We start from the raw sequence: 24,050 nt of genomic DNA, 5'->3' as shown, positions 1-24,050 counted from the left end.
GAAGCAAGGTACGAGCAGGAAGGAGGTGGCCGTGGCCGACATCACCTCGGACTTCGCCATCGACTACGGGTTGCTCCACGAGGTCCAGTCGAAGCTCCGTGATCTGGCGTCCCAGGCGGGAGCGGGCGCCGGCGAGGGCGCGTACAAGAGCCTGGGCGACGCCAAGGCCAGCGAGCGCCGCAGGATCCTCGGCAGCGCCGATCTGTCGACGGAGTTCAACTACTTCTACTCCTTCTCGAAGAGGCGCCAGGGAAAGGCCAAGGACGGCCTGAACGAACTGGCCGAACTCTTCAAGAGCGTCTCCGACGTCTTCTTCGACGCCGACTCCCAGATCAGCGGCAGCGCCGGGGTCATGGGCAAGTCGCTCGGTCTCGAGGACTGGAAGAACAAGAAGGAGGCCTACGACGACTGGGTGCAGGACAAGAAGGACTGGGACGAGTTCCTGAAGAGCATCGGCGCCTCCGAGTACTTCGAGGAGAACCCGGACGCGAGCATCCGCATGGTGTGCAACGCCGACGACGCCCCCGGCTGGTGCCAGGCGTGGCGCGATGCGGACGACCCGCCGCTGAAGCCCGGTGAGGCACCGCCCAAGCCGCCGGACACCCCGCCGACCCACTACCACTCCGAGACGGCGACGGGCTCGGTCGACGTGGACCTGGTCCTCGACAAGGACAACAACGTCATCACGGAGACGTCCACCGTGAAGACCAACGGTCAGACGTTCACCACGTCCACCACCTACGAGCAGGGCGAGCCGAAGATGGTCGACCCGCCCGGCGACGGCAAGCCGTACGACACCCGTGACTACACGGTGACCACCACCGGCGGCGACGGCAAGACCAGCACCTCGACGGTCGTGGTCAACGACGACGGCTCCGGGACGATGACGGTCGTCCAGGACGACGAGACCACGAAGTACACCCGCTCGGGCCCCACCGCCGAGTGGGAGGAGGTCGTCGAGGAGGAGGACGAGGACTACTCGTACACCTACTACGGCGGCTGACCGCGCCCCGCGGATCCCGCCCGCACTTCCACCCGAAGCACCGACCGATGCTCCGAACGACAGAGGAGAACCACTCGTGGTAGCCAACATCCGCCTTTCCTACGCCGAGATCGACCGGGTCGCCGGCGTGCTCAACACCAGCGTCGACGTCACCCTGGTGCCCCGGATGACGGAGGCGAAGAAGGAGGTGGACAGCCTGCTGTCCACCTTCCTCGTCCTGGAGAAGAGCAGCCCCGCGCTCCAGCAGCAGTACGAGAAGTTCAACACCGCCCTGACGCAGGCGACGGAGTCCATCAAGGGCTACGCCAAGCAGTTCCAGGCGATCAAGGAATCGGTCCAGGGCATGGACGCCGACCTCGCCGAGAAGGTCAACAGCAGCGGCAACTGATCTGCCACCGCACCTCGTACGACGCAGGGACACTCAACAGAAGGGGCTGTCAGGATGCCTGTCGGCAATGACGACGTCGTATTCGATTACGACGAGATCTTCAACGGCTGTACCACCATGGGCAACAAGCTCACCGACATCTCGAACGAGCTGACCTCCCTGGAGGGCACCGTCAGCGGTCTGCTCCAGAACGGCCTGGTCTTCGAGAAGGCGAGCCCGGTCATGCGGGACGCCTACAACGAGTTCAGCAAGCAGATGAAGACCTCCGCGGCCAACATCGCCTCGTACGCGGACAACTTCAAGAAGATCGCCGAGTCGATGGGGCAGTCCGACTCGCAGATCGTCGAGGAGATCAAGAAGGCGCAGGCCGAGGCCGCCGCGCAGAAGTGACGCTCCCCGGGTGACACCTGCGGCGAGGGCCGGGCCGGGTGGCCCGGCCCTTCGCCGCAGGTCGTGGTCAGGGCCGCCGGCAGGCCCTCAGGCGTCCAGGACCGTCAGCGGCACCTGCACGGCGATGGCGCTGCCGCCCTCTCCCGCCGTCCAGCCGCGCCCTGCCCCCAGCTGCGTACGGATCTGGTCGCCCGAGATGCGGGACCCGATGATGTCGCCCTCGCCGGGGCTCTTGGGGCCGAGGAGCAGCCCGCGCCGGGCCCGGCGGGCGGTGCCCACCCAGCCCATCGAGTGCATCGACTCCGGCAGGCCGGCCAGGAGCAGGCCCTGCAGGTGGTCCCGCCCGGACGTGGCCACCTGCCGCAGGGTTCGGTCGGCGTCGGCGGCCAGCAGCAGGTCCGCGTCGTCCACGACCACCACCACCGGCTGCCCGGCGACGGCCTTCAGCGCCTCGGTGAGCGCCTCGTTCGAGGGGTCCGGCTCGCGGAACACGTGGGCCAGGTCGTGGGCGGCGAGCCGCCGCAACTGCGACTCGCGGGGGGTGATCACGATCAGCCGGGTGCCGCCGAGCAGCAGGGAGACCGCCATCGCGGCGAGCGCGGTACTGCGGCCGGTGCGGGGCGGACCCGCCACGACGAAGGAGCCGCCGCCCTCCTGGAAGTCGTAGCCGATCGGTCCGACGGCGTCGCCGCCGACGCCCATCAGCGCCCACAGCGGGCGCAGTTGGGCCTTGGGGACCTGGTCGACGGCCTCCTGGAAGCCGATCAGCGTGGGCATCTCGCCGATCTTGAACGGCCGCCTCTGCGGCGGTACTTCGCTCTCCCGCGCCCATGCCTGCTTGCCGATGGCGCGCAGCGCGTCGCCCTGGTCGGGCCGCTCGGGCGACACGGTCGGCAGCAGTGCGATCTGCGCCTCGATCCCGCCCGGGGCGTGCCAGCCGCGGCCGGGTGCCACGTGGGAGGGGACCCGGTCCCGGCCCATGCCGACGACGTTGTAGTCGCTGGGGTCGGTCTGCCGGAGCACGAGGCGCTTGTCGTTGTGCGCGGCCAGACGGCCGCCGAGGAGGACGCGTTCGGAGGTGGCGATGACGTGGATGCCGGCGGCGACGCCCTCGCGGAGCAGCCGGACGACGTCGGAGTAGACCCGCCCGCCGTCGTAGTCGTCGAGAAGCTGGCTCAGCGCGTCCCAGCCGTCGATGAAGAGGACCAGGTGCGCGGGGCGCCGGGCCGCCGACAGCTTGGCGCGCAGCTCGTTGATGCCTGCGCAGTCGTGCTGGGACAACAGGCGCTGGCGGACCGTCAGCTCGGCGACCAGGCGGTTGACCAGCCGCTCCATCCGTTCGGTGTCGTGCCGGGACACGACGCCTCCGCAGTGCGGCAGGGCCTCCAGTGCGGCGAGGCCGCCGCCGGCCGCGTCGATCCCGTACATGTGCAGGTCGCTGCTGTCGATGCACAGGGCGGTGGATCCGGCGATGGTGCGGAGCACCTGGGTGCGGCCCGAGCGCGGGGCGCCGATGACGTAGAGGTGCCCGAAGGCCGACCACTGGATGGCGCCGAGGCGCCGCTGCTGGAGCGAGGGGATGTCGAGGAGTGCGTACGGGACCGCCGCGAGCTCGCCCTCGGCGGGCTCCGGGGGCGCGGGCAACTCCTCCAGGGCGATCCGCTCGTCCATCGGCGGCAGCCAGGGCCGGGGCTGCCGGGTGAAGTCCTCCAGCCGTTCGGTGGCCTCGATCAACGTGTCGACCAGGGCCTTCAGGTCGGTGGGGAGCTCCTCCGGCCCGGGGCCCGGCATCGCGTCGGTGTCCTCGTCCGAGGGGTCGGGCAGGGCCGGGGGCCGGCCGAGGCGCTGCCAGGTCAGCTCCGAGCTCCGGACCGGCCGGAGCGGGCGGTCCGGGACGGCCGCCGGGTCGGGGGCCGCGCCGCCGCGCTCGGCGCCCACGTAGGCCGTCTGGAAGGGCACCGGGGCGGCCGAACCGCGCCGGACCAGGGCCCGGCCCGGATGGTTCGCCGAGATGCCGGCGGCGTCCGGGGCGTCGATGATGTCCTGGCTCTCGGAGCGGTCGGTGACCCGCAGGGAGATGCGCAGGTTGGTGTTGGCGCGGATCTCGTTGCTCACCGATCCGCCGGGCCGCTGGGTGGCGAGGATCAGGTGCAGGCCCAGGGAGCGGCCGCGCTGGGCCAGGCTGATCAGGCCGGGGACGAACTCGGGGAGTTCGCGCACCACGGTGGCGAACTCGTCGATGATGATGAGCAGTCGGGGCAGTGCGGGGAGCCTCGGGTCCCGGGACCGCTTGGCCCGGTACTCGGTGTGGTCCTTGGCCTCCACCTCGTTGAGCAGGATCTCGCGGCGCCGGAGCTCGGCGTCGAGCGAGGCCAGGGCCCGGCGGACCAGGTGCCCGTCCAGGTCGGTGATCATGCCGAGCGTGTGCGGCAGCCGGTCGCACTCGCGGAAGGCGCTGCCGCCCTTGTAGTCGACGAGGACGAAGGCGAGTTCGTCGGGCCGGTTGGCGGCCGCCAGCGAGGCGATCATGGTCTGGAGCAGTTCGGACTTGCCGGAGCCGGTGGTGCCGCCGATCAGGCCGTGCGGCCCGTCGCGGACCAGGTCGATGGTGAGCGGCCCGTCGTAGCCGGAGCCCACGACGAACGAGCTGGTGGCGGGCCGGCGGGCCCACGCCCGGACGACGGCGGCCGGGTCCGGCGGTTCCTGGCCGATCAGCGGCAGCAGCTGGACGTCCTCCGGGAGCCCGGAGTCGCTGTCGACGGTGACGTCGCGCAGCGGCGCGAGGGCCCGCGCGACCTCCTCGCACCACGCGGCGTCGACCTGGTCGGCCCGGACGTCCTCCACGGCCGGCACGCCGGAGGTACGGACGGTCAGCCGATTGCCGGTGGTGGTGATCACGGCCGTGCACTCCTCGGGGAGCAGCCGCTCGCGCTCGTCGACACAGAGGCTGAACACCCGGGCGGCGGGGCCGGCGGTGAGCAGGTGGACCACGCCCGGGACGTCGCGGAGCCGGCGTGCGCCGTCCAGGACGACCATGATGTCGGGCTCCCGCTGGAGCGAGCGGCTCAGGGCGGAGGTGTTGCTGTCCGAGCGGTTCTGGATCTCGCCGATCAGCTCGTTCACCCGGTGCGCGGTGCTCTCCGGGTCGTTGCCGAGGCTGACGACGGCGGCACCGGGGCGGGAGGAGCGCAGGTGCGGCAGCCAGCGCACCCAGTTCCAGGCCTCCGCGTGCTCGCGGTCGGTGAGGACGACGATCCGCAGGTCGCGGGGGCTGTGCAGGACGGCCGCCTGGGCGACGGCCCAGGCGGCCAGGGTGCGCGGGGCGGCGCCGGGACCGCTGATGCCGACGACCCCGTGCTCGGCCAGTTCGATGCCGAAGGGGGCGTCGGCGATCCGCCAGTGCACCTGGCGGTGGTTGGCGTCGCGGGCGCCGTCGTCGATGCGTTTGAGCGAGGGCCGGGTCAGGGTGCCGACGCGCAGGGTGAGGTGGTCGGGGTCGCGGCGCCGGCGCTGCCACAGTCCCTTGCCGGGCCCGGAGGCGGTCAGCAGCACCGAGGCCGGGTCGGGGAAGGTGTCGGCCCGCAACTTCCGCTCGTCGATCGTCGCCTGGCGCATCTCCAGCTCCGTCCAGGAGCGGCGGACCAGGTAGATCCGGAGGTTCTCCTCGTACTGCTTGCGGCCGGTGCGCCGGCCGGAGACCCAGTTGCCGACGGCCATCAGCGGCGTCAGCAGGATGAAGACGACGAAGTAGAGGCTGCGGAAGAGGAACATCATGACCAGGCCCATGATCAGCGGCGAGATCATCATCAGGAACGGGAAGGGCCGCTTGGTGTTGTCGGCGGGCGGGCCCTGCATGGTCATCGACTCGGTGTCCAGGTGCGGGACGATCCGCGGCGGCCGGTTGTACTCGATGCCCACGCCGTCGGCGGCCCGGTTCACGGCCGCGTCCGCCTCGAACGGCCGGCTCAGGCGCAGCAGGTGGTCACCGAGGGACAGGTCGGCGTAGGGAGGCCACTCGACGGAGCCGTCGTCCGGCACCGGCAGCTTCCCGACGGGCGGCAGCGGTGGCGGGACGGGGTGGCCGTCGGGCCCGGGTGGGGCGGGCTCGGGCGTGTGACCGCCGGGGCCGCCGTCCTGCGGGCCCGCGGGCTCCTCGGCGGTGAGCGGGGTGCCGGTGGTCGGGTCGACCGGCGGGGGCGGGGTGAGACTGCGCAGACCGCAGTCGGCGTCCGCGTCGGGGGCGAGCCGCAGGGTCACCCGCCCGTCGGTGCCCACCGTGATCCAGGTGGCCCGGGCCGGTGCCCCGCCGCCGTCGAGGCGGAGGACGCAGCCGCGGTCGGTGCCGGCCTCGTGGTCACCGGGGCCGAGCCGCCAGACCCGGCCCGCGCCCGGTCCGCCGATGTGCTGGACCTCGACGAGGGCCGGGTCGGAGGCGGGCGGCCGCCACGCCTCGGACGCCCCGGCCGGGGAGGGCACCGGCACGCCGAGGCCGACCACCGAGCCCTCGCGCAGTCCGCTGCCCCGCACGGGGAGGTCGGGGTGGAGCGGACTGCTCCCGAGGTACAGCTCGGCGGATCCCAGCGCCTCTCCGAGGGCGGCGAGGTCGGCGCCCTCGGGGAGGTCCAGCAGGTGGTCCGCGCGGTGGCCCCGGGCGTCGACGGTGGAGAGGGTGAGTCTCACGGCACTCCTTGCGGTGGCTTTCAGCGGTGTCGTGGGGGCGGGGCGGAGGGCACCCCGGCATCCGGATCGGGCTCCTCGCCCGGCTCCCCGCCCGGCCCGCGGGGTCCCGGACCGCCCGGCCCGTCGAGCGCCTCCGGTCCGCCAAGGTCGCCGGCCAGCCCGGACCAGGCTCCCGGGTCAGGGTCGGAGCCGGCCCAGATGACGGGTGGTTCCGGGCCGTCGGCGCCGGACTCCCGCAGGCGCCCCGGCGCGCCGGGTACGGGCGCCGGCGCGGCAGGGTGCGCGCCCTCCGGGTACCGGCCGGCCGCGGTCCCGGGGGCGGGGGAGGCCTCCGGGCCGGCGGTGGCCCGCGGCCCGGGCAGCGGGGTGGGCAGCGAGACGCCGGCCGGAACGGGGGTTGGCCCGGCCGACGCCTCGCTGGTCTTGGGCGCCGCGCGCCGCCTCTCCCGGGCGGCGGGGGCCGCGGTCGGCACTCCCTCGTCGGGGTCGGCCTCGCGCAGCCCCGCGGGGACGGCCTCGTCCTCTTCCCCGAAGAGCGGCCGTACCCCGTCCGCCGAAGGGGCGGGCGGGTGCACCGGCGGGATCCGCTTGAGGGTGCGGGACACCGCGCGCGGCAGCGCGTGCGACAGCAGCAGCAGCGGCGTGCCGGGGAGCGAGAGCTGCCCGTACCGGTCGGCGTGCAGCCGCCGTACGTATCCGCGTCCGGAGCCGAGGACCAGCACCCGCAACGCCGGCACCGCCTCCGGGGGCCCCGCCATCTCGGGCGGGAGCGGGTCCGGCAGCTCGCGCGCCGCCAGGAACGGGGGTGTGCCCAGCCGGGCCGGGGTCTCCCTGGCCCTGCGGTACGCCTCCCGCACCGGCTCGCCCGGGTACCCGCGCAGCACGCCCTCGGCCACGATCGTCTGCCCGGGCGGCAGCCGCCGCCCCAGCTGTGCGGCGAGGGTGGGCAGCAGCGCCGCGCGGGCCCGCTCGTCCCCGTCCAGTGCCAGGGTCGGCGGCCCCGTCGCCAGGTCGAGGAAGGCGCACCGCCCGGCGGGCGCGTCCTGCGCGCCGATCGCGACCACGACCGGCCGGTTCAGCCCCGCCTCCGGCACCACGGCGGGAAGCTCCGACCGCAGGGCCGTCCAGCGCAGCGGGTGGTCCGCGTCGGCCTCCGCGACCCAGGGTCCGGGCGCCGGGGGGACGTGCCGCCCGGCCAGCAGGACGGTGACCGTCCGGTCGTCGACGAGGACCCCGTACGGCACGGCGGGCGCGGCCGCGAGCCGCACCGCGGAGAGGGCCCGTTCGGCGTCGCGCCAGCTCTCGGGGGAGCGGAGCCGCCGTACCAGGATCCGCAGCACCCGGCGGTAGCGCAGCCAGGCCCGCGCCGGGGAGGCGAACGCCGCAGCGGTGAGGGCGGTCTCCCGCACCACGCGCCGGCCGGCCGCCTTCCAGCCGCCCAGCTTCATGGCGAAGTGCCGGACCAGGAGGAAGAGCAGGAAGGCCACGCACACCACGAGGGTCCACCGGATGATGCCGTCCCGGTGGTCGGAGATCCAGCGGATCGGGTCGACGCCGTTCACGCGGCCAGCTCCCTGCGCAGGGCCCGCAGGGCGTAGTGCGTACGGGACTTGACCGTTCCCGGGGATATCCCTATCTCCCGGGCGGTCTCGTCCCTCGGGCGGTCGCAGAGGTGGACCCGCACGACCACTTCCCGGTGTTCCTGCGACAGCCGGGCCAGCGCCTTGCGCACCACGTGCCGGTCGACCACCCGCTCGGCCAGGTCGCACTCCCCGCTGCGGCTCAGCAGTTGCTGCGGCAACGCGCCCACGGGCACCGCGCGGTCGCGGCGGTGCATGTCGATGGCCAGGTTGCGGGCGACCGTGTACAGCCAGGCGAGCAGCCGCTCGTCGTCGTCGGCCGGCACGGCGGCCGGCGGCCGGTTCCAGGCGCGCAGGAGGGTCTCCTGGACGATGTCCTCGGCCCGATAGGGGTCCCCGGTGAGCCGGTTCGCGAACCTCATGAGCAGCGCCCGGTGGCGCTCGGCCGAGGCGGGACGCGAGGACGAATCTGATGTGCCGTGAGCATCGATCACTGTTTCGCTCCACATCGCCCGCAGGGGCGGAGAATCAAGGGCACGGGGGAATGCCCTTTCATGTTCTTTCTGTTCACGGTGACGTTCAGTCAACTTAGGTCCTCGGACGCGTGTTGATGCTCAGTAAAAGCTCAGAACATTGCAGATCTAGAAACTCGCGGCGACAAACCCGCGTTAGGGTGGCGTCCCGGGCCGACCCCCGGCCGGCGGACACCCCGACAGCGGGGGACCCGATCCGCTCCTGCCCGCTCCGCGACCGTCGACTGGAGCCAAGCACCCCATGAACTCGCAGTCCGAGCACTCGAAGCAGCCCCTGGAACCCGGGACCTGCCCGGACCGGCCGTCGTCGGCCGCGCCGGACTTCGCCGACGCCTTCCGCCGCCGCCGGGTCCGCGGGCCCCGGGGAATGACCCCCGGACGCCGTGTCTGGACCACGCTGGCCTGGACGGCCGCGGCGGTGGCCGCGCCCGTCGCACTCACCGCCGCACTGGCGGGCGACGGCGCCGGTGACCTCGGCGACAGTCAGGAAGCGGCGGCCGCCCGCGTCCTCCCGCCGCCCCCGGCCGTCGTCGTCTCCCCCACCCCGAAGGCCTCGCCCACCCCGAAGGCGTCGCCCACCCCGAAGGTCTCTCCCACCCCGGTGGCGGCGCCGCTGCCCGCCGCTCCCCCGCAGGCCTACCAGGCCCCGCTCCCGGCCGCGCCCGCCCCGCGGAAGACGGTGTCCGCCACCCCGAAGCCGTCGGCCGCCGCTCCCGAGGCCGCTCCCAAGGCCGCCCCCGCACCCGTACCGGAGACCGCGGCCCTGACCGTGTCGCGCCTCGCGGCCCGGCAGCCGGGCCGGCACATCTGCTACCGCGCCTACGTCGAGGGCAGCGGCTGGCAGAGCGTGGTGTGCGACGGCGGTACGACCGGCATCACGGGCAAGAAGATCAAGTCCCTCAACATCGCGGTGTCCGGTACGAAGGGCACCGCCGGCAACGCTTTCGTACACAATGACGAGTGGAAGACCCCCTGGAACGGTGTGGCCGACGGGATCGACAACTACATCGGCAGCACGGCCAGGAACTATCCCTACATGCTCGGCTTCGTCATCAACGTCGGTGACGGCGCGGTCTGCCAGAGTGCCCGGGTGCGCTCCGGCTGGGGCGGCCTCGCCTGTGACAAGCCGATCGGCCAGGCCTCCGGGAACTACATATTCGGCGGCACCCTGAACAACGACTCCTGGCTGGAAGCCGTACGTTTCACGGTGTGAGCGCGGGGCCGCCGGTGCGAACACGGCGGCCCGTGCCCCCGTCAGGCGCCCCCGGCCGCCCGGACCACCGCTTCCACCAGGTGCGTGTTCTCCGGCGCCTCGCCGCCCGGGTAGGCGTACCGGCGGCGGGTGTACCCGTACGCGATGCCCAGCTCCGGATCGGCGAACGCCTGCGAGCCGGCCGCGCCGGAGTGGCCGAACGCGCTTGCGCTCAGCACGGGGTACTGGCCCGACGTCCGCCGGAAACCCAGCCCGAACGCGTCCTGCGCGCCGGTGACCAGGTCGGTCCCGGACCAGGAGAGGCGCGCGCACTCGGCGGCGGTGGCCGGCGTCAGCAGCGGGGCCGCGCCGTCCACCCCGGACACGGCCGCCGCGTACATCCGGGCGAGCCCGCGCGCGGAGCCCACGCCCCCGGCCGACGCCGAACCGAGCGCGCGCACCACCGGCAGGTTTCCCCAGCCGGCCAGATCCGTCGGAAGGTTGAACGCGGCGGCGAACACGCCCTCCGGGTCCGGGGGGAAGGCGGTCAGGGTCGCCGCCTGCTCCGGGGTCGGCGCCATCGGCCGTACCGGTACGAAGCGGGGTTCGAGCGCCTCGGGCAGACCGAGGTGGAGTTCCACCCCGTGCGGCGCCCTGACCCGCTCCTCGTACAGCTCCTGGATCGAGCGGCCGGTGGCCCGCCGCACCACCTCGCCGGTCAGCGCGCCGATCACCACGGCGTGGTAGCCGTAGGCCGTGCCCGGCTTCCAGAACGGTTCCTGCCGCACGAGCCGTTCGGCGACCAGGCGGTCGTCGGCCAGCTCCTCGTCGGTGAAGCGCGGGGTGGCGCCGACCAGCCCGCTGCGGTGGGCGAGCAGTTCCCGCAGGGTCAGCGTGTCCGTGCCGGCGGCGGCGAACGCGGGCCAGTACGAAGCGACCGTGCGGTCCAGTACGAGCGTGCCCTCCTGCACCAGCAGCGCCACCACCAGGTGCGCCGCCCCCTTGGTGGACGAGAAGACGGGGAGCAGCGAGGTCGCCTCCAGGCCTTCGCCCGCCCACAGGTCCACCACGGTCCGGCCGCGCAGACGTACGGAGAGCTGGGAGCCCGGCTCGGTGGTGTCCTCGGCCAGGACCGTCCCGAAGGCGTCGCGGACGCCCTCGAAGCCGGGCGCGACGGTCCCGTGCACGGTGATGTCGTACGTCATGCGGTGCCCCCTGGGGTCGGCCGCCCGCCCGGCCGTGGCGGGCCGCGTCCACCCTCTCCCAGGTGCCGCGCGGGGTAAAGGACTCCTTCCGGCCCTCCCTGCGGGCCGTCCCTCACTCCAGCCCTTCCGCCAGTACCTGGGCCAGGTGCCGGGCCCGTACGCCCGCCAGCTGCTCCAGCTGGGTGCGGCAGGAGAAGCCGTCGGCGAGGATCTCCGTCCCGGGGACCGCCGCCCGTACGGCGGGCAGCAACCGCTCCTCCGCGCAGGCCACCGAGACCTCCCAGTGGCCCTTCTCGAAGCCGAAGTTGCCCGCCAGGCCGCAGCATCCGCCCGTCAGCTCACCGGTCAGTCCGGCGCGGGCGCGCACCCGGCGGTCAGCCGCGTCGCCGAGCACCGCGTGCTGGTGGCAGTGGGTCTGCCCGGCCACCGCGCGGTCCAGCCGGGGCGGCTCCCAGTCGGGGGCGAACTCCTCCAGGTACTCCGCCAACGTCCGCACGGAGGCGGCGAGTTCGGCCGCGCGCGGGTCGTCGTGGAGGAGTTCGGGCAGATCGGTGCGGAGCGCGGCGGCGCAGCTCGGTTCCAGGACCACGAGGGGCCGGCCGAGCGAGGTGCCCAGCCGGTCCAGGGTGCGCCGCATGACCGTGCGGGCGCGGTCGAGCCGGCCCGTGGAGACGTAGGTCAGCCCGCAGCACAGACCCGGGCCCGGGTGGTGGACGGTCCGTCCGGCGGACTCCAGGACACGCACCGCCGCGCGGCCCACCTCCGGCGCGAGGTGGGTGGTGAAGGTGTCCGGCCACAGCACGACCGCCCCGCCGGTCCCCGCACCGGACGCCCCACCGCCAACTCCACCCGCACCGGACGCCCCACCTGCACCTCCACCCGCACCGGCCGCCCCACCGGCATCCGCCCGCGACGCCGCCCCGGGCCGTCCCCGCTGCCGTGTCCACCACCGGGTGAAGGTCTCCCGCGCGAGCACGGGGACCGGCCGTTGCGGGGCGATGCCGGCCAGCCGTTTGGCGAGGGCCGCGAGAGGGCGGACGCGTGCCAGGGCGTTCAGGAGCGGGGCGACGGGGGCGGCGAGCCGGAGCCAGCGGGGCAGCGAGCCCATCGCGTAGTGCGCGGCCGGGCGGAGCCGCCCCCGGTAGTGGTGGTGGAGGAACTCCGCCTTGTAGGTGGCCATGTCGACGCCGACCGGGCAGTCGCTGCGGCACCCCTTGCAGGAGAGGCAGAGGTCGAGGGCGTCGCGGACCTCCTCGGAGCGCCAGCCGTCCGTGACGATCTCGCCGGCCAGCATCTCGTGCAGCAGCCGGGCCCGGCCGCGCGTCGAGTGCTCCTCCTCGCCGGTGGCGCGGAAGGAGGGGCACATGACGCCCGCGCCGGGCGCCGCGGCCGTACGGCACTTGGCGACGCCCACGCAGCGGCGCACGGCCGCCGTGAAGTCGCCGCCGTCCTCGGGGTATCCGAAGGCGACGTCCACCGGGCGGCGGGGCAGGACGTCGAAGCGGAGGTTGGCGTCGAGGCGGTCGGGGCGGACCAGCATCCCGGGGTTCATCCCGCCGTCCGGGTCCCAGAGGTCCTTGTACGCGCCGAAGAGGGAGACCAGCTCGTCGCCGTACATGAGGGGGAGCAGTTCGGCACGGGCCTGGCCGTCGCCGTGCTCGCCGCTGAGCGAGCCGCCGTGGGCGGCGACGAGGCGTGCCTGGTCCTCGGAGAAACGGCGGAAGCGGGCGATGCCGTCCGGGGTGAGGAGGTCGAAGTCGATGCGGACGTGGATGCAGCCGTCGCCGAAGTGGCCGTACGGCGTCCCGCGCAGCCCGTGGGCGGCGAGCAGGGTGCGGAACTCGCGCAGGTACGGCCCGAGGCGCGCGGGCGGTACCGCGCAGTCCTCCCAGCCGGGCCACGCCTCGGCGCCGTCCGGCATCCGGGTGGCGGTGCCGGCGGCGTCCTCACGGATGCGCCACAGGGCCCGCTGTCCGGCCGGGTCGGTGACGACGGCCGCGTCGAACGCGTCGGCGGCGCGCACGATCCGGACCGCCCGCTCCCGGGCCTCGGCCGGGGTGGCGCCGCCGGTCTCGACGAAGAGCCACGCGCCGCCGCGCGGCAGCCCGGCGGGGTCGCCGACGCTCCGGGAGCTCCCGGCGGGGGCACGGACGAGGTCGGCGGCCATCCCCTCGACGGTGAGCGGGCCGTACGGCAGGAGCCCCGCGGCGGCCTCCGCGGCGGCGGCCTCGTCGGGGTAGCCGAGGACGGCGAGGGCGCGGGCGGGCGGCGACCCGACCAGCCGGACGGTGGCCTCGGTGACGACGGCGAGGGTGCCCTCGCTGCCGCAGAAGGCGCGGGCGAGGTCGGGGCCGCCGGGGTGTTCCGGGAGCAGTGCGTCCAGCGCGTAACCGGAGATGCGGCGCGGCAGGTCCGGGAAGCCGGTGCGCAGCGGGGCGAGCCGGCCGTCGACGAGCTGCCGCAGCCCGGCGGGGGCGCGGTCCCCGCCGGGGCTCCCCCAGCCCCGGCCGAGGCGCAGGGTGCCGCCGCCGTAGCGGGCGACGGTGAGGGAGCGGACGTTGTCGGCGGTGGTGCCCCAGGCGACGGAGTGCGCGCCGCAGGAGTTGTTGCCGATCATGCCGCCGAGGGTGCAGCGGCCGTGGGTGGACGGGTCGGGGCCGAAGGTGAGTGCGTGCGGGGCGGCGGCGGCCCGCAGGTCGTCGAGGACCACGCCGGGCTGGACGACCGCCGTCCGGGATCCGGGGTCCAGCTCCACGATCGCGTTCAGGTGCCGGGTGAGGTCGAGGACGATCCCGGTGCCGGTGGCCTGGCCCGCGATGGAGGTGCCGCCACCGCGCGGGACGACGGGCACCCGGTGGGCGCGGCAGACGGCGAGGGCCGCGGCGACGTCGTCGGCGTCGCGCGGGGCGACGACTCCGAGCGGGACCCGCCGGTAGTTGGAGGCGTCCATCGTGGTGAGCGCCCGGGCGGTCGCGTCGAAGGAGGTCTCCCCCCGGACCTCGGCGCGCAGGTCCCGGGCCAGGGCGGGGGTGAGGACGTGCGGTTCGGCCATGGCACCAGCATGCCGGGCGAGGGCGTGCACTCTTCGGACAACACCACCCGCACAACCACATACACAACCCGGAACGAACAGAGAACGCCACGGACACTTCCCAAAAGGAGCGTCAATTCTCCTATAGTGAACACGACTTGCGCTGGACCAAACAGCTCCAGTCGTTACGGCCCTCTCACTCTCCGCGACGAAGGCCGTTCCGATGCCCGGCCACCTCCGCCCGCCGCGTTCCGGCCCCACCCGACCCGCGCGCTCCGACCCGGGGCGCCCGACCCGCAGCACCCGACCCCGCAGCACCGCGCGCGACGAGCGAGCGCCGCCCGTGCTGTTCCCCCCGCCCGTGCCGTACGCCCGAGCCGTCCGCCCCAAGGACTTCGATTGCGCCCCTCAACCCGGTCGACCGCGCTCACCGCGCTGGTGTCGGCAGTCGTCTCCGGCTCGCTGTGCGCATGGGCCGTCGCCGTCGCCCCCGCTTCGGTGCGGACCCCACTGGCGTGGGGGGCGGGCGCCGCGGCCCTCGCGCTGACCGTCGCCGTGACCTTCGCCGCCCACACCCTGGGCACCGTACGGGCGCTGCGCCTGGCGCGGGCGGCCGACAGCCGCAGGTTCACCGACGAGACGACGCGCCTGGTGTCGTCCGCCGCCGCCGACGCCCAGCGCTTCACGGCCGAGGCCGCCCGGATCAAGGCGACCTCCCGTGCCGAAGCCACCCGCGCCGCCTCGGAGGCGGCCTCCGCGCTCGCCCGGGCCACCGCCGAGGCGGCCGAGGCCAAGGAGCGGCTGGCCGCCGAGACCGAGCGGCGCGCCGCCGAGAACGAGGCCGACCGGGAGAGCTTCGCCCGCGAGACGGCCGCCCTCACCGCCCGCGTCGAGCGGGCCGGCCGGGAGCGGTCGGCCGCGCTCGCGACGGGCGCCAACGCGGCGAGCCGGATGCAGGCGCTCGCCACCAGCATGCTCGCCGACCTGCGCGAGATGGAGGGCCGGCACACCGACGACGCCGTCCTCGCCGACCTCCTCCACCTGGACCACCGCACCGCCCAGGCGGGCCGGCTCGCCGACTCCATCGCCGTACTGACCGGTGCGCGCTCCGGACGGCGGTGGGCCAGGCCGATCGTGATGGAGTCCGTCCTGCGCGGCGCGATGGGCCGCATCAGCGGGTACCGCCGCGTCCGGCTGCACTCGACGAGCGACGTGGCGATCGCCGGCCACGCGGCCGAGGGCGTCATGCACGCGCTCGCCGAGCTCCTCGACAACGCTGCCAACTTCTCGCCGCCCACCGCCGAAGTGCACGTGTACGTCGAAGAGGTACCGGCCGGCGTCGTGATCACCGTGGAGGACAGCGGGCTCGTCATGAGCGACGTGCAGCTGCGCCGCGCCCAACAGGCCGTCTCCCCCGGCGACCAGAGCTCCGCGGTGCCCTCCGGTACGCGCCTGGGCCTCGCCGTCGTCGGCCGCCTCGCCCGCAAGCACGGCCTGCGGGTCTCCTTCCGGCCGTCCGCGCGCGGCGGTACCGGGGCCCTGCTGATGCTGCCGCAGGAGCTCATCTCCCGTACGCAGGTGGGCGCTCCGTCCGCACCGCTGCCCGTCGCCGCGCCGAAGACCCGCACCCCGGAACCGGAGCCCACCCACTCCGCCGCGGGCCCCCGCGAGGGCGCCGCCGAAGCGGGGCGCGCCGGCGGCGAGGCCGCCGCCGAGGGGGCCGGGAGCGCCGCCGACTCGGCGGAGGAGCCGGCGCCCGCGCCCCAGGACCCGCCGTCCCCCGCCGCGAAGCCCGAAGCCCCCGCCCCTGCCGCTGCCGTCGCCCCCGCCGCCGAGTCGGAGGCCGAGTCGACGGGCTCCTTCCCGAAGTTCGGCGAGAGCGGACTGCCCCGGCGCCGTCGCGGGCGCACCTTCGCCGCCGCCGAGTCCCGCGCGGCGCAGACCGCCCCCGCCGACGCGGAGAAGGTCCGCGACCGGGCCGGCGACGCGAAGCGGCAGGCCGAACGCTTCAGCACCTTCAGCCAGGCAGTACGGGCCAACGCCCCCCTCCCGGAAGGCAACACCCGATGACCGCGACCACCGACGAGAAGCTGAACTGGCTGCTGGAGGGCCTGCTCGGACGCACCCCGGGCGCCCGCCACGCGCTGGTGCTCTCCCGGGACGGCCTGAAGCTCTGCCGCACCCCCGAGCTCTCCGTGGACCAGGCCGACCAGCTCGCCGCGATCTCCGCGGGCATCCAGAGCCTCTCGCACGGGGCGTCCGTCGAGTTCGGTGACGGGACCGGCGGCGTACGGTCCGCGATGACCGAGTTCTACGGCGGAGTGCTCTTCATCGTCGAGGCGGGCGCGGGCGCACACCTGGCGGTCGTCGCCGCCGAGGACTCCGACGTCGGCCTCGTCGGGCACAACATGAGCGAGTTGGTGGAGCAGCTCGGCGAGCACCTCGTCGCTCCGCCCCGTGAGGAGTCCGCCGCGCCCGACGGGCCGGGCGCCGACGCGGGAACCCCCGCCCGGTGACCCCGGTGCCGCGCCCCCGCCCCGGTCGTGACGACTCCCCGGACCGGCTGTACACCCTCACCGGTGGCCGCAGCCGGACGGACTCCGACACCTTCGACCTGGTGACGCTCGTCGTCGCCGAGTGCGAGCCGGCTCCCGGCATGCAGTCGGAGCACGTCGCGATCCTGCGGATGTGCGAGCGGCCCACCGCGGTCGTCGAGATCGCCGCGACGCTGAACCTGCCCGTCGGCATCGTCCGGATCATGCTGGGCGACCTGCTCGACACCGGCCGGATCAGCGCCCGCCACCCCCGTACCGCCCGAGTCGCGGACCGGCTCCCCGACCCCGACATCCTGGAACAGGTGCTCGTTGGACTCCGCAACCTCTGACCGCGCCGCCCTGCGGGCGACGGCCGACAACGGACTGAAGATCGTCGTCGTCGGTGGCTTCGGCGTGGGCAAGACGACCATGGTCCGTTCCGTGAGCGAGATCCGTCCGCTCAACACGGAGGAGACGATGACCCGCGCGGGCGAGGACGTCGACGACCTGGACGGCGTGCACACGAAGACGTCCACCACGGTCGCCTTCGACTTCGGCCGCATCACGCTGGACGAGCGCTCCGTGCTCTACCTCTTCGGCGCCCCCGGCCAGGAGCGCTTCTGGTTCCTGTGGGACCGCCTGTTCTCCGGCACGCTGGGCGCCGTCGTCCTCGTCGACACCCGCCGGCTCGCCGACTCCTGGTACGCCATCGACCGCTTGGAGCACCACGGCACGCCCTTCATCGTGGCGTGCAACGACTTCGGCGGCCCGCTCCACACCGAGCAGCAGATCCGCGAGGCGCTCGACCTCGCGCCGGACGTGCCACTGGTCGAGTGCGACGCCCGCGACCGGTCGTCCAGCAAGTACGTCCTCATCACCCTGGTCGAGCACCTCCACGCGCTGTCCGCCGCCCGCGCCCGGACTCCCCAGGCGGCGCTCGCGGGCGCTCCCGAGGCGGCCGGCAGAACCCCGGAGACCACCTCGTGAACGCGTGCCCCGTCGACCACGGCACGGGTGCGGCAGCGGACCTCGGTCCCGTACCGCTGTCCGGCCCCCGGTTCGCCACCGAACCGCACCAGCTCTACCGGGAGGTCCGCCGGGACCACGGGCCGGTGGCGCCGATCCTGCTGCCGGGCGACGTACCCGCCTGGCTGGTGCTCGGCTACCGCGAGGTGCACCAGGTCACCACGGATCCGGTGCTGTTCACCCGGGACTCGCAGATCTGGAACCAGTGGCCGCACATCGCCGACGACTGGCCGCTGCACCCGATGATCAGCAAGGACCAGCCCTCGGTCCTCTACACCGTGGGTGAGCGCCACAGCCGCCGCTCGCAGGTGATCAGTACCGCGCTGGAGGGCGCCGACCCCTTCGAACTGCGCAGGTACACCGAGGAGTTCGCCGACGAACTGATCGACGGCTTCTGCTCCGCCGGCACCTGCGACCTCATCGGCGACTACGCGATGCTGCTGCCCGTCCGGGTCCTCGCCAAGCTGTACGGCTTCCCCGACGAGGCGGGACCCGCCCTCGTCAAGGCGATGAACGACATGATCAACGGCGGGCCGGACGCGCTCGCCGGCCAGCAGCACATCGCCGGGTCGGTGTTCCGGCTGGTGGCCGAACGGTCCGCCGCCCCCGGCGACGACGTGCCGTCCCGGATGCTCGCCGACACCGGCGAGTTCACCGCCGACGAGACCGCCCGTGACCTCATGGTGATGCTCGCCGCCGGGCACCAGCCGACCGCCGACTGGATCGGCAACTCGCTGCGGCTGATGCTCACCGACGACCGGTTCGCCGCCTCGCTCTCCGGCGGCCGGCACAGCGTCGCCGAGGCGATGAACGAGGTGCTCTGGGAGGACACCCCCACCCAGAACGTCGCCGGCCGCTGGGCCAGCCGCGACACCCACCTCGGCGGGCAGCACATCGCCGCCGGCGACCTGCTCGTCCTCGGGGTCGCCGCCGCCAACGCCGACCCCCAGGTCCGTACCGACGGCTCTGCCCTCACCGGCGGCAACAACGCCTTCCTCTCCTTCGGCCACGGGGAGCACCGCTGCCCGTTCCCCGCCCAGGAGACCGCCGAGGTCATCGCCCGTACGGGGATCGAGGCGATCCTCGACCGGCTGCCCGACGTCGATCTCTCGGTCCCCGCCGAGGACCTCACCCGGCGCCCGTCGCCGTGGCTGCGCGGTCTGACGGAGCTGCCCGTCCGCTTCACTCCCACTCCCGCCCTTGGAGGCACGCGGTGACCGTGACGACCACCGGACCGACCGGCGCGCGCGACGACGAGCGCATCGTGCTCGACCTGTTCGTCGGCGACCTCAGGGGCGAGAGCGCCCGGCTGCACGCGGCCGGTCCGCTCGTCCCCGTGGAGCTGCCCGGCGGGGTCCACATCTACGCCGTCACCCACCACGCCGAGGCGAAGGCGGTCCTCACCGACCCGCGCCTGGTGAAGGACATCGACGTGTGGAACGCCTGGCAGCGCGGCGAGATCGCCCCGGACTGGCCGCTGATCGGCCTGGTCAACCCCGGGAAGACCATGCTGACCTCGGACGGCGCCGAACACCGCCGACTGCGCGGGCTCGTCGCACAGGCGCTGACCGTGCGCCGGGTGGAGCGGCTCCGCGAATCCGTCCAGGCCCGCACCGACGAGCTGCTGGACCGGCTCGCCGGGCGCCCGGCGGGGGAGAGGGTCGACCTGAAGGCGGAGTTCGCCTACCCGCTGCCGATGAACGTCATCAGCGAGCTGATGGGCATCGGCACCGAGGACCTGCCCCGGATGAAGGAGCTCTTCGACAGGTTCTTCTCCAACCTGACGCCGCCGGCCGAGGTCCCGGGGATGATGGCGGACATCCACGCCCTCTTCTCGCGCATCCTGGACGAGAAGAAGGAGTCCCCGGCCGACGACCTGACCGGGGCGCTGCTGAACGCCTCCGAGGACGGCGACCGGCTCACCGACGACGAGATTCTCAACACCCTGAAGCTGATCATCGCCGCCGGTCACGAGACCACCATCAGCCTCATCGTGAACACCGTCGTCGCCCTCCAGACCCACCCCGAGCAGCGCGCACTGGTGCTCTCCGGCGGGGCGACCTGGGAGGGGGCGATCGAGGAGACGCTGCGCTGGTCGTCGCCGACCTCGCACGTGCTGATCCGCTTCGCCACCGAGGACATCACCATCGGCGACCGGGTGCTGCCGAAGGGCGAGGGCCTGATGGTCTCCTTCCACGCGCTGAGCCTGGACGAGAAGCAGTGGGGCCCGACGGCGGCGGAGTTCGACCTCACCCGCTCCCCCAACCGCCACCTCTCCTTCGGCCACGGCCCGCACATCTGCCCGGGCGCCGCGCTCTCCCGACTGGAGGCGGCCGTCGCGCTCCCCGCGCTGTACGCCCGCTTCCCGGAGCTGGAGCTCGCGGTCCCCGCCGCCGAGCTGCGGAACAAGCCGATCGTGACCCAGAACGACCTCTTCGAACTCCCGGTCACCCTGGGCTGAGCCCGTCCGCCTACCGCACCGATCGTCCTGTTGTCCACGGGTCGGAGCGTCCGTCTCACCGGACGGACAGGGTCTTATCTCCCCTCGCCGAGGGACTACGCTCCGAGTCGTGGCCGACATCCAGATTCCCGCTGACATCAAGCCCGCCGACGGGCGCTTCGGCGCCGGTCCCTCCAAGGTGCGGACGGAGGCGCTCGACGCGCTGGCCGCCACCGGCACCTCCCTCCTCGGTACGTCCCATCGCCAGGCCCCGGTGAAGAACCTGGTCGGCGAGGTGCGCGACGGTGTGCGCAGCCTCTTCTCCCTCCCCGAGGGGTACGAGGTCGTTCTCGGCAACGGCGGGTCCACCGCGTTCTGGGACGTCGCGACGCACGGTCTCATCGAGACGAAGTCCCAGCACCTGAACTTCGGTGAGTTCTCCTCGAAGTTCGCCAAGGCCGCGAAGCTCGCGCCCTGGCTGGCGGACCCGTCGGTGATCTCGTCCGAGCCCGGCACCCACCCGGAGCCGCGGGCGGAGGAGGGCGTGGACGTCTACGCCTTCACCCACAACGAGACCTCCACGGGTGTCGCGGCGCCGATCAAGCGTGTCGCGGGTGCCGACGAGGGCGCGCTCGTCCTGGTCGACGCCACCTCGGGCGCCGGCGGCCTGCCGGTCGACATCACCGAGACGGACGTCTACTACTTCGCCCCGCAGAAGTCCTTCGCCTCCGACGGCGGCCTGTGGATCGCGGCGTTCTCCCCGGCGGCCCTGGAGCGCGCGGCGCGCGTCCACGCCTCCGGCCGCCACGTCCCCGAGTTCTTCTCGCTGCCCACGGCGATCGACAATTCGACGAAGAACCAGACGTACAACACCCCGGCCCTCTCCACCCTCTTCCTGCTCAATGAGCAGCTGAAGTGGCTGAACGGCCAGGGCGGCCTGGACTTCGCGACCGGCCGCACCCTCACCTCCTCCCAGAACCTCTACGGCTGGGCCGAGGAATCGAAGCACGCCACCCCGTTCGTCACGGACCCGGCGAAGCGCTCGCAGGTCATCGGCACGATCGACTTCTCCGACGACATCGACGCCGCCGCGATCGCCAAGGTGCTCCGCGCCAACGGCATCGTCGACACCGAGCCGTACCGCAAGCTGGGCCGCAACCAGCTGCGCGTCGCGATGTTCCCGGCGATCGACCCGGCGGACGTCCAGGCCCTCACCGCCTGCATCGACTACGTGATCGAGAAGCTGTAACAGCGACCGCACCGGCTCGCGCCCGCGCGACGGCCCCGTACACCCCTGGTTTCCCGGGGCGTACGGGGCCGTCGCCGTACACGGCGTCACTCGGGAGGGTGAGCTCCGTCCTCCGCGACGCCGGGCCTCGCTTCGTCCTACGATGATGCTCTCGACACCAGTCGTCCCAGGAGGCACACCATGTCTGCGGCAGCAGTCGGGTACCCCGGTGACGAGGAGCCGGAGTCGCTGCTCGACAGTGCGCACAGGCTCATGGAGCGGCTCCCGGGTCACCGTGTCGAGATCATCGGAGGCGTCATCACCGTGGCCCCGTCCCCTGACGGCCCGTGGCGGAGCTGATCGCGGCGGGCAGCCGTACGGTGTCACCGGCGCGACCGGCGGACTGACGGCGTTCAGCACCGGCGCCGGGCTTCCGCGCCAGGACGAATCCCTGCGGGGTCGGCTCGGGGTGCTCCCCCTCGGTGTCGGCTTCCCGCACCGTACGTACCCGGACCTCGAAGCCCGCCGCGGTGAGCAGGGCGGCGATCGTCTCCGTCCGTCGGCGGTGGAAGTCGAGGGCGACCGGGTGCCCCCACGCCTCGTCGTAGTGCCGTGCCCCGTCGCCGACCTGGAAGCCGAGTTGTACGTGCGCCCCCGGTGCCAGCACCCGGTGGAACTCGGCGAAGGCGGCCGGGAGCAGGGCGTCGGTGAGGTGGATGACCGAGTACCAGGCGAGCAGCCCACCGAGCGACGCGTCCGGCAGGTCGAGGGCGAGCATCGAGCCCTCCTCGAACCGGATGCCGGGGTGTGCGGCGCGCGCCACGGCGAGCATTCCGGGTGACAGGTCGATCCCGAACACGTCGGCGCCGAGTCCGTGCAGGTGGCCGGTGACCCGGCCGGTGCCGCACCCCACGTCGGCGAGCGGTCGGCCGCCGCCGGTCTCCCGTACCAGCTCCGCGAACCCGGCGAGCAGCGCCCGTTCCAGTGGCTTGGCGTCCAGCTCGGCGCCGAACCGTGCCGCGTACGCGGTGGCCAGCAGGTCGTACGACTCCCGGGTGGCGGCCGCGGACCCGGCTTCCGCGTGCAGGGGTCGGGGACCGGGCTCGGTGGGTCCGGGCTGCCCGAAGTCGACTTCCGCGGCGTCCTGTACGCGGAGGGAGCGCCCCGGGTAGCCGAGGTGGCGGAAGATCTCGTTGTGGTGGGTGATCGCCCGGTCCGGATCGGCGTACTCCGTGTCGTCCGCGCCCCGTACGGAGGTGGTGTGCCCGTCCGCCACCAGCACCAGGTCGTATCCGTGGCTCAGCGCGGCGCGCGCGGTGGTGTCCACGCAGATCTCGGTGGCGAACCCGGTCACGACCACCTCGGTGATCCCGTGCGCGGTCAGCAGCTCGTCGAGGCCGGTGCCGAGGAAGCTGTCCGGGGAGGTCTTGCGCAGGACCGTCTCCGCCGGGCCGGGGGCGAGTTCGGGCACCACCTGCCAGCCGTGGGAGCCGACGTCGAAGCCGTCACCGCCGTCCTGCACGGTGACGATCAACGCCTGTGCCGCCAGCGCCCGTCGGCGCAGTCCGGCGATCACGGCGACGGTCTCGGCGGCACGGTGGGCGAGGGCCACCGGTTGGTTCTGCATGTCGATGACGAGGAGCGCTGAGGTGTGCGGCATGGGAGGAGAGCGTAGGGCCACGGACGGCGCGGTGCGGTGGGGCCCCGGCTCCGCCCGGCGGGGAGGACGGCCGACGGGGCGTCCGGCGGGTGAGAACCCGCCGGACGCCCCGTCCGCTGCCTGTCGGTGCGGGCTCCGGCGGCTGCCGGAGACGGCTCGTCAGCCGGCCCAGACCTCTGCTTCGTCGGCCGGGACGGTGGTGGACAGCCCCAGCTCCTTGCGGGCGGCGACGGAGTCGCTCGGGTCGATGCCCGTGAAGGCGGTGTCGTAGGCGAGGTAGAAGGCGTCGACGTCGGCGGCGTCGGCGGCCTTCTTCCACGCCTTGTTCGCCGTGTCGAGCTGCTCGCGCAGCTTGGCGGTCGCCGGCTGCTCGATGCCCTGGAGCGCCGAGAGGTGGGCGTCCAGCGCCGCGTTGACGGCGGCGGCCTGCGCCTTGTAGCCGGCGAGGTCGTCCTCGACCGCGTCGGCCTCGGGCTGGGTGGACCAGAGCGCCTCGTAGAGGGCGCTGGAGCCCTTGAGGTAGGCGAGCTGGTCGGCGTTCATGGTCTTGCTCTTCAGCGTGCCGGTGATCTTGCCGGAGTCCTTGGTGTAGGTGCAGGTCACCAGCCGGTCACCGGTGGCCCAGGACTCCTTGGTGGGCTGGTAGTACGAGCCCGAGACGCCGGCGGGGATCGCCCAGGTGTCGGGCGCGAACTTCTGCTCCTCCGCCACACAGCGGGTGTCGGCGGCGGTGACGATCGCGTCGTCACCGGGGTAGGCACCGTCGTCGATCTTGAACTCGCCGTAGACCTGGCCGTCGTGGGCCTCGGTGCACGGCACGACCTCGATCGAGAACTCCTCGCCCGTCTCGCCCTCGGCGACCGGCTTCGAGTTCGGGTTGTAGCACTCGCCGACGTCGAGCGAGAAGACCGACTCGGTCCGGGCGGCCTTCTTAATGCCGTCCTTGGCGCTTTCTGCGACCGAACAACCGGACGCACCCACGGAAAGGAGAACGACGGCAACGGATATACCGCGCAGATAAGGGGTCTTGGAACCGAAAGGCATGAAAGGGATCCTCAGGCGGAAGAGTCGCGAAGAAGTGTCGCGAACAGGTGAGCGCATCGTATGGCATGGCTGTGACAACGCTGTGCGCCTTTTCCCCCAGAACGCCCACGCACCGG

Annotated in this window: 18 protein-coding genes and 2 pseudogenes; 12 read left to right on the top strand and 8 right to left on the bottom strand. The window is 73.5% G+C overall.

The window, feature by feature from the left end:
* Nucleotides 1-31 precede the first annotated feature (31 nt).
* From PZB77_RS18225 to PZB77_RS18215, 3 genes are all read left to right on the top strand, one after another.
* Nucleotides 32-1,003: a serine/arginine repetitive matrix protein 2 gene (locus tag PZB77_RS18225; RefSeq protein ID WP_275493667.1), complete on the top strand. Its 972-nt coding sequence runs from the start codon at nucleotides 32-34 to the stop codon at nucleotides 1,001-1,003.
* Between the two features lie 76 nt (nucleotides 1,004-1,079).
* The gene (locus PZB77_RS18220) at nucleotides 1,080-1,391 is read left to right on the top strand and encodes a hypothetical protein (RefSeq protein ID WP_275493666.1); all 312 of its coding nucleotides are present in this window, start codon (nucleotides 1,080-1,082) and stop codon (nucleotides 1,389-1,391) included.
* A gap of 54 nt (nucleotides 1,392-1,445) precedes the next feature.
* Entirely contained in the window at nucleotides 1,446-1,781 is a 336-nt protein-coding gene (locus PZB77_RS18215; protein WP_275493665.1) for a hypothetical protein, read from the top strand.
* An 87-nt stretch (nucleotides 1,782-1,868) separates the two neighbouring features.
* Here PZB77_RS18215 and PZB77_RS18210 read toward each other — a convergent pair whose 3' ends face one another.
* From PZB77_RS18210 to PZB77_RS18200, 3 genes are read right to left on the bottom strand one after another with little or no spacing between them, the layout of a single operon-like run.
* Complete coding sequence (locus PZB77_RS18210; protein WP_275493664.1) at nucleotides 1,869-6,461, bottom strand: FtsK/SpoIIIE domain-containing protein; 4,593 nt, start codon at nucleotides 6,459-6,461, stop codon at nucleotides 1,869-1,871.
* Nucleotides 6,462-6,481: 20 nt separating this feature from the next.
* Nucleotides 6,482-8,023, bottom strand: coding sequence for a hypothetical protein (locus PZB77_RS18205; protein WP_275493663.1), 1,542 nt, complete (start codon nucleotides 8,021-8,023; stop codon nucleotides 6,482-6,484).
* Nucleotides 8,020-8,535 carry a sigma-70 family RNA polymerase sigma factor gene (locus PZB77_RS18200; protein ID WP_275493662.1) on the bottom strand — a complete coding sequence of 172 codons (516 nt, stop codon included), beginning with the start codon at nucleotides 8,533-8,535 and terminating at the stop codon, nucleotides 8,020-8,022. Before PZB77_RS18200 ends, PZB77_RS18205 begins: the two co-directional genes overlap by 4 nt.
* 280 nt (nucleotides 8,536-8,815) lie before the next feature.
* On the opposite strand from PZB77_RS18200, the gene PZB77_RS18195 reads away from it, so the two are divergent.
* Nucleotides 8,816-9,787 (top strand): hypothetical protein, encoded by a 972-nt coding sequence (locus PZB77_RS18195; protein ID WP_275493661.1) that lies wholly within the window; start codon nucleotides 8,816-8,818, stop codon nucleotides 9,785-9,787.
* A gap of 41 nt (nucleotides 9,788-9,828) precedes the next feature.
* Here PZB77_RS18195 and PZB77_RS18190 read toward each other — a convergent pair whose 3' ends face one another.
* Together PZB77_RS18190 and PZB77_RS18185 are read right to left on the bottom strand one after the other, a co-directional pair.
* Nucleotides 9,829-10,971 carry a serine hydrolase domain-containing protein gene (locus PZB77_RS18190; protein ID WP_275493660.1) on the bottom strand — a complete coding sequence of 381 codons (1,143 nt, stop codon included), beginning with the start codon at nucleotides 10,969-10,971 and terminating at the stop codon, nucleotides 9,829-9,831.
* Between the two features lie 112 nt (nucleotides 10,972-11,083).
* Entirely contained in the window at nucleotides 11,084-14,023 is a 2,940-nt protein-coding gene (locus PZB77_RS18185) for an FAD-binding and (Fe-S)-binding domain-containing protein (RefSeq protein WP_275493659.1), read from the bottom strand.
* A gap of 378 nt (nucleotides 14,024-14,401) precedes the next feature.
* Here PZB77_RS18185 and PZB77_RS18180 point away from each other — a divergent pair, with 378 nt between their 5' ends.
* The 8 genes and pseudogenes from PZB77_RS18180 to PZB77_RS18145 form a co-directional block, all read left to right on the top strand.
* Nucleotides 14,402-16,072 (top strand): sensor histidine kinase, encoded by a 1,671-nt coding sequence (locus tag PZB77_RS18180; RefSeq protein WP_275493658.1) that lies wholly within the window; start codon nucleotides 14,402-14,404, stop codon nucleotides 16,070-16,072.
* Nucleotides 16,069-16,518 (top strand): roadblock/LC7 domain-containing protein, encoded by a 450-nt coding sequence (locus tag PZB77_RS18175; protein WP_275493657.1) that lies wholly within the window; start codon nucleotides 16,069-16,071, stop codon nucleotides 16,516-16,518. The genes PZB77_RS18180 and PZB77_RS18175 overlap by 4 nt, the downstream gene beginning before the upstream one ends.
* Entirely contained in the window at nucleotides 16,515-16,886 is a 372-nt protein-coding gene (locus PZB77_RS18170; RefSeq protein WP_275493656.1) for a DUF742 domain-containing protein, read from the top strand. The genes PZB77_RS18175 and PZB77_RS18170 overlap by 4 nt, the downstream gene beginning before the upstream one ends.
* Entirely contained in the window at nucleotides 16,867-17,523 is a 657-nt protein-coding gene (locus tag PZB77_RS18165) for an ATP/GTP-binding protein (RefSeq protein ID WP_275493655.1), read from the top strand. Before PZB77_RS18170 ends, PZB77_RS18165 begins: the two co-directional genes overlap by 20 nt.
* Nucleotides 17,520-18,779 (top strand): cytochrome P450, encoded by a 1,260-nt coding sequence (locus PZB77_RS18160; RefSeq protein WP_275493654.1) that lies wholly within the window; start codon nucleotides 17,520-17,522, stop codon nucleotides 18,777-18,779. Before PZB77_RS18165 ends, PZB77_RS18160 begins: the two co-directional genes overlap by 4 nt.
* Nucleotides 18,776-20,023, top strand: coding sequence for a cytochrome P450 (locus PZB77_RS18155; protein WP_275493653.1), 1,248 nt, complete (start codon nucleotides 18,776-18,778; stop codon nucleotides 20,021-20,023). The genes PZB77_RS18160 and PZB77_RS18155 overlap by 4 nt, the downstream gene beginning before the upstream one ends.
* Before the next feature lie 109 nt (nucleotides 20,024-20,132).
* A complete protein-coding gene (gene serC, locus PZB77_RS18150; protein ID WP_275493652.1) occupies nucleotides 20,133-21,251 on the top strand; it encodes a phosphoserine transaminase in 1,119 nt (372 codons plus the stop codon).
* A gap of 180 nt (nucleotides 21,252-21,431) precedes the next feature.
* Nucleotides 21,432-21,578 (top strand): annotated as a pseudogene (locus tag PZB77_RS18145) (Uma2 family endonuclease); the annotation flags it as partial.
* Here the strand turns inward: PZB77_RS18145 and PZB77_RS18140 are convergent.
* From PZB77_RS18140 to PZB77_RS18130, 3 genes and pseudogenes are all read right to left on the bottom strand, one after another.
* On the bottom strand, nucleotides 21,550-22,317 hold the full coding sequence (locus PZB77_RS18140; RefSeq protein WP_275496110.1) for a class I SAM-dependent methyltransferase: 768 nt from the start codon (nucleotides 22,315-22,317) through the stop codon (nucleotides 21,550-21,552). The pseudogene PZB77_RS18145 and the gene PZB77_RS18140 overlap by 29 nt on opposite strands.
* A gap of 174 nt (nucleotides 22,318-22,491) precedes the next feature.
* Nucleotides 22,492-22,890 (bottom strand): annotated as a pseudogene (locus tag PZB77_RS18135) (isochorismatase family protein); the annotation flags it as partial.
* 159 nt (nucleotides 22,891-23,049) lie between these two features.
* Nucleotides 23,050-23,934 carry a septum formation family protein gene (locus PZB77_RS18130; protein WP_275493651.1) on the bottom strand — a complete coding sequence of 295 codons (885 nt, stop codon included), beginning with the start codon at nucleotides 23,932-23,934 and terminating at the stop codon, nucleotides 23,050-23,052.
* Nucleotides 23,935-24,050: the final 116 nt, after the last annotated feature.

The organism is Streptomyces sp. AM 2-1-1, assembly GCF_029167645.1.
GTDB lineage: Bacteria > Actinomycetota > Actinomycetes > Streptomycetales > Streptomycetaceae > Streptomyces.
Note: the sequence above shows the minus strand (reverse complement) of the source record. Positions and strands in the feature narration are given on the sequence as shown.

What these genes read in the sequence shown, in the direction of transcription:
- PZB77_RS18215 (WP_275493665.1), top strand. Translation starts at nt 1,446, where the DNA reads ATGCCTGTCGGCAATGACGACGTCGTATTCGATTACGACGAGATCTTC.
- PZB77_RS18185 (WP_275493659.1), bottom strand. Translation starts at nt 14,023, where the DNA reads ATGGCCGAACCGCACGTCCTCACCCCCGCCCTGGCCCGGGACCTGCGC.
- PZB77_RS18195 (WP_275493661.1), top strand. Translation starts at nt 8,816, where the DNA reads ATGAACTCGCAGTCCGAGCACTCGAAGCAGCCCCTGGAACCCGGGACC.
- PZB77_RS18130 (WP_275493651.1), bottom strand. Translation starts at nt 23,934, where the DNA reads ATGCCTTTCGGTTCCAAGACCCCTTATCTGCGCGGTATATCCGTTGCC.
- PZB77_RS18175 (WP_275493657.1), top strand. Translation starts at nt 16,069, where the DNA reads ATGACCGCGACCACCGACGAGAAGCTGAACTGGCTGCTGGAGGGCCTG.
- PZB77_RS18190 (WP_275493660.1), bottom strand. Translation starts at nt 10,971, where the DNA reads ATGACGTACGACATCACCGTGCACGGGACCGTCGCGCCCGGCTTCGAG.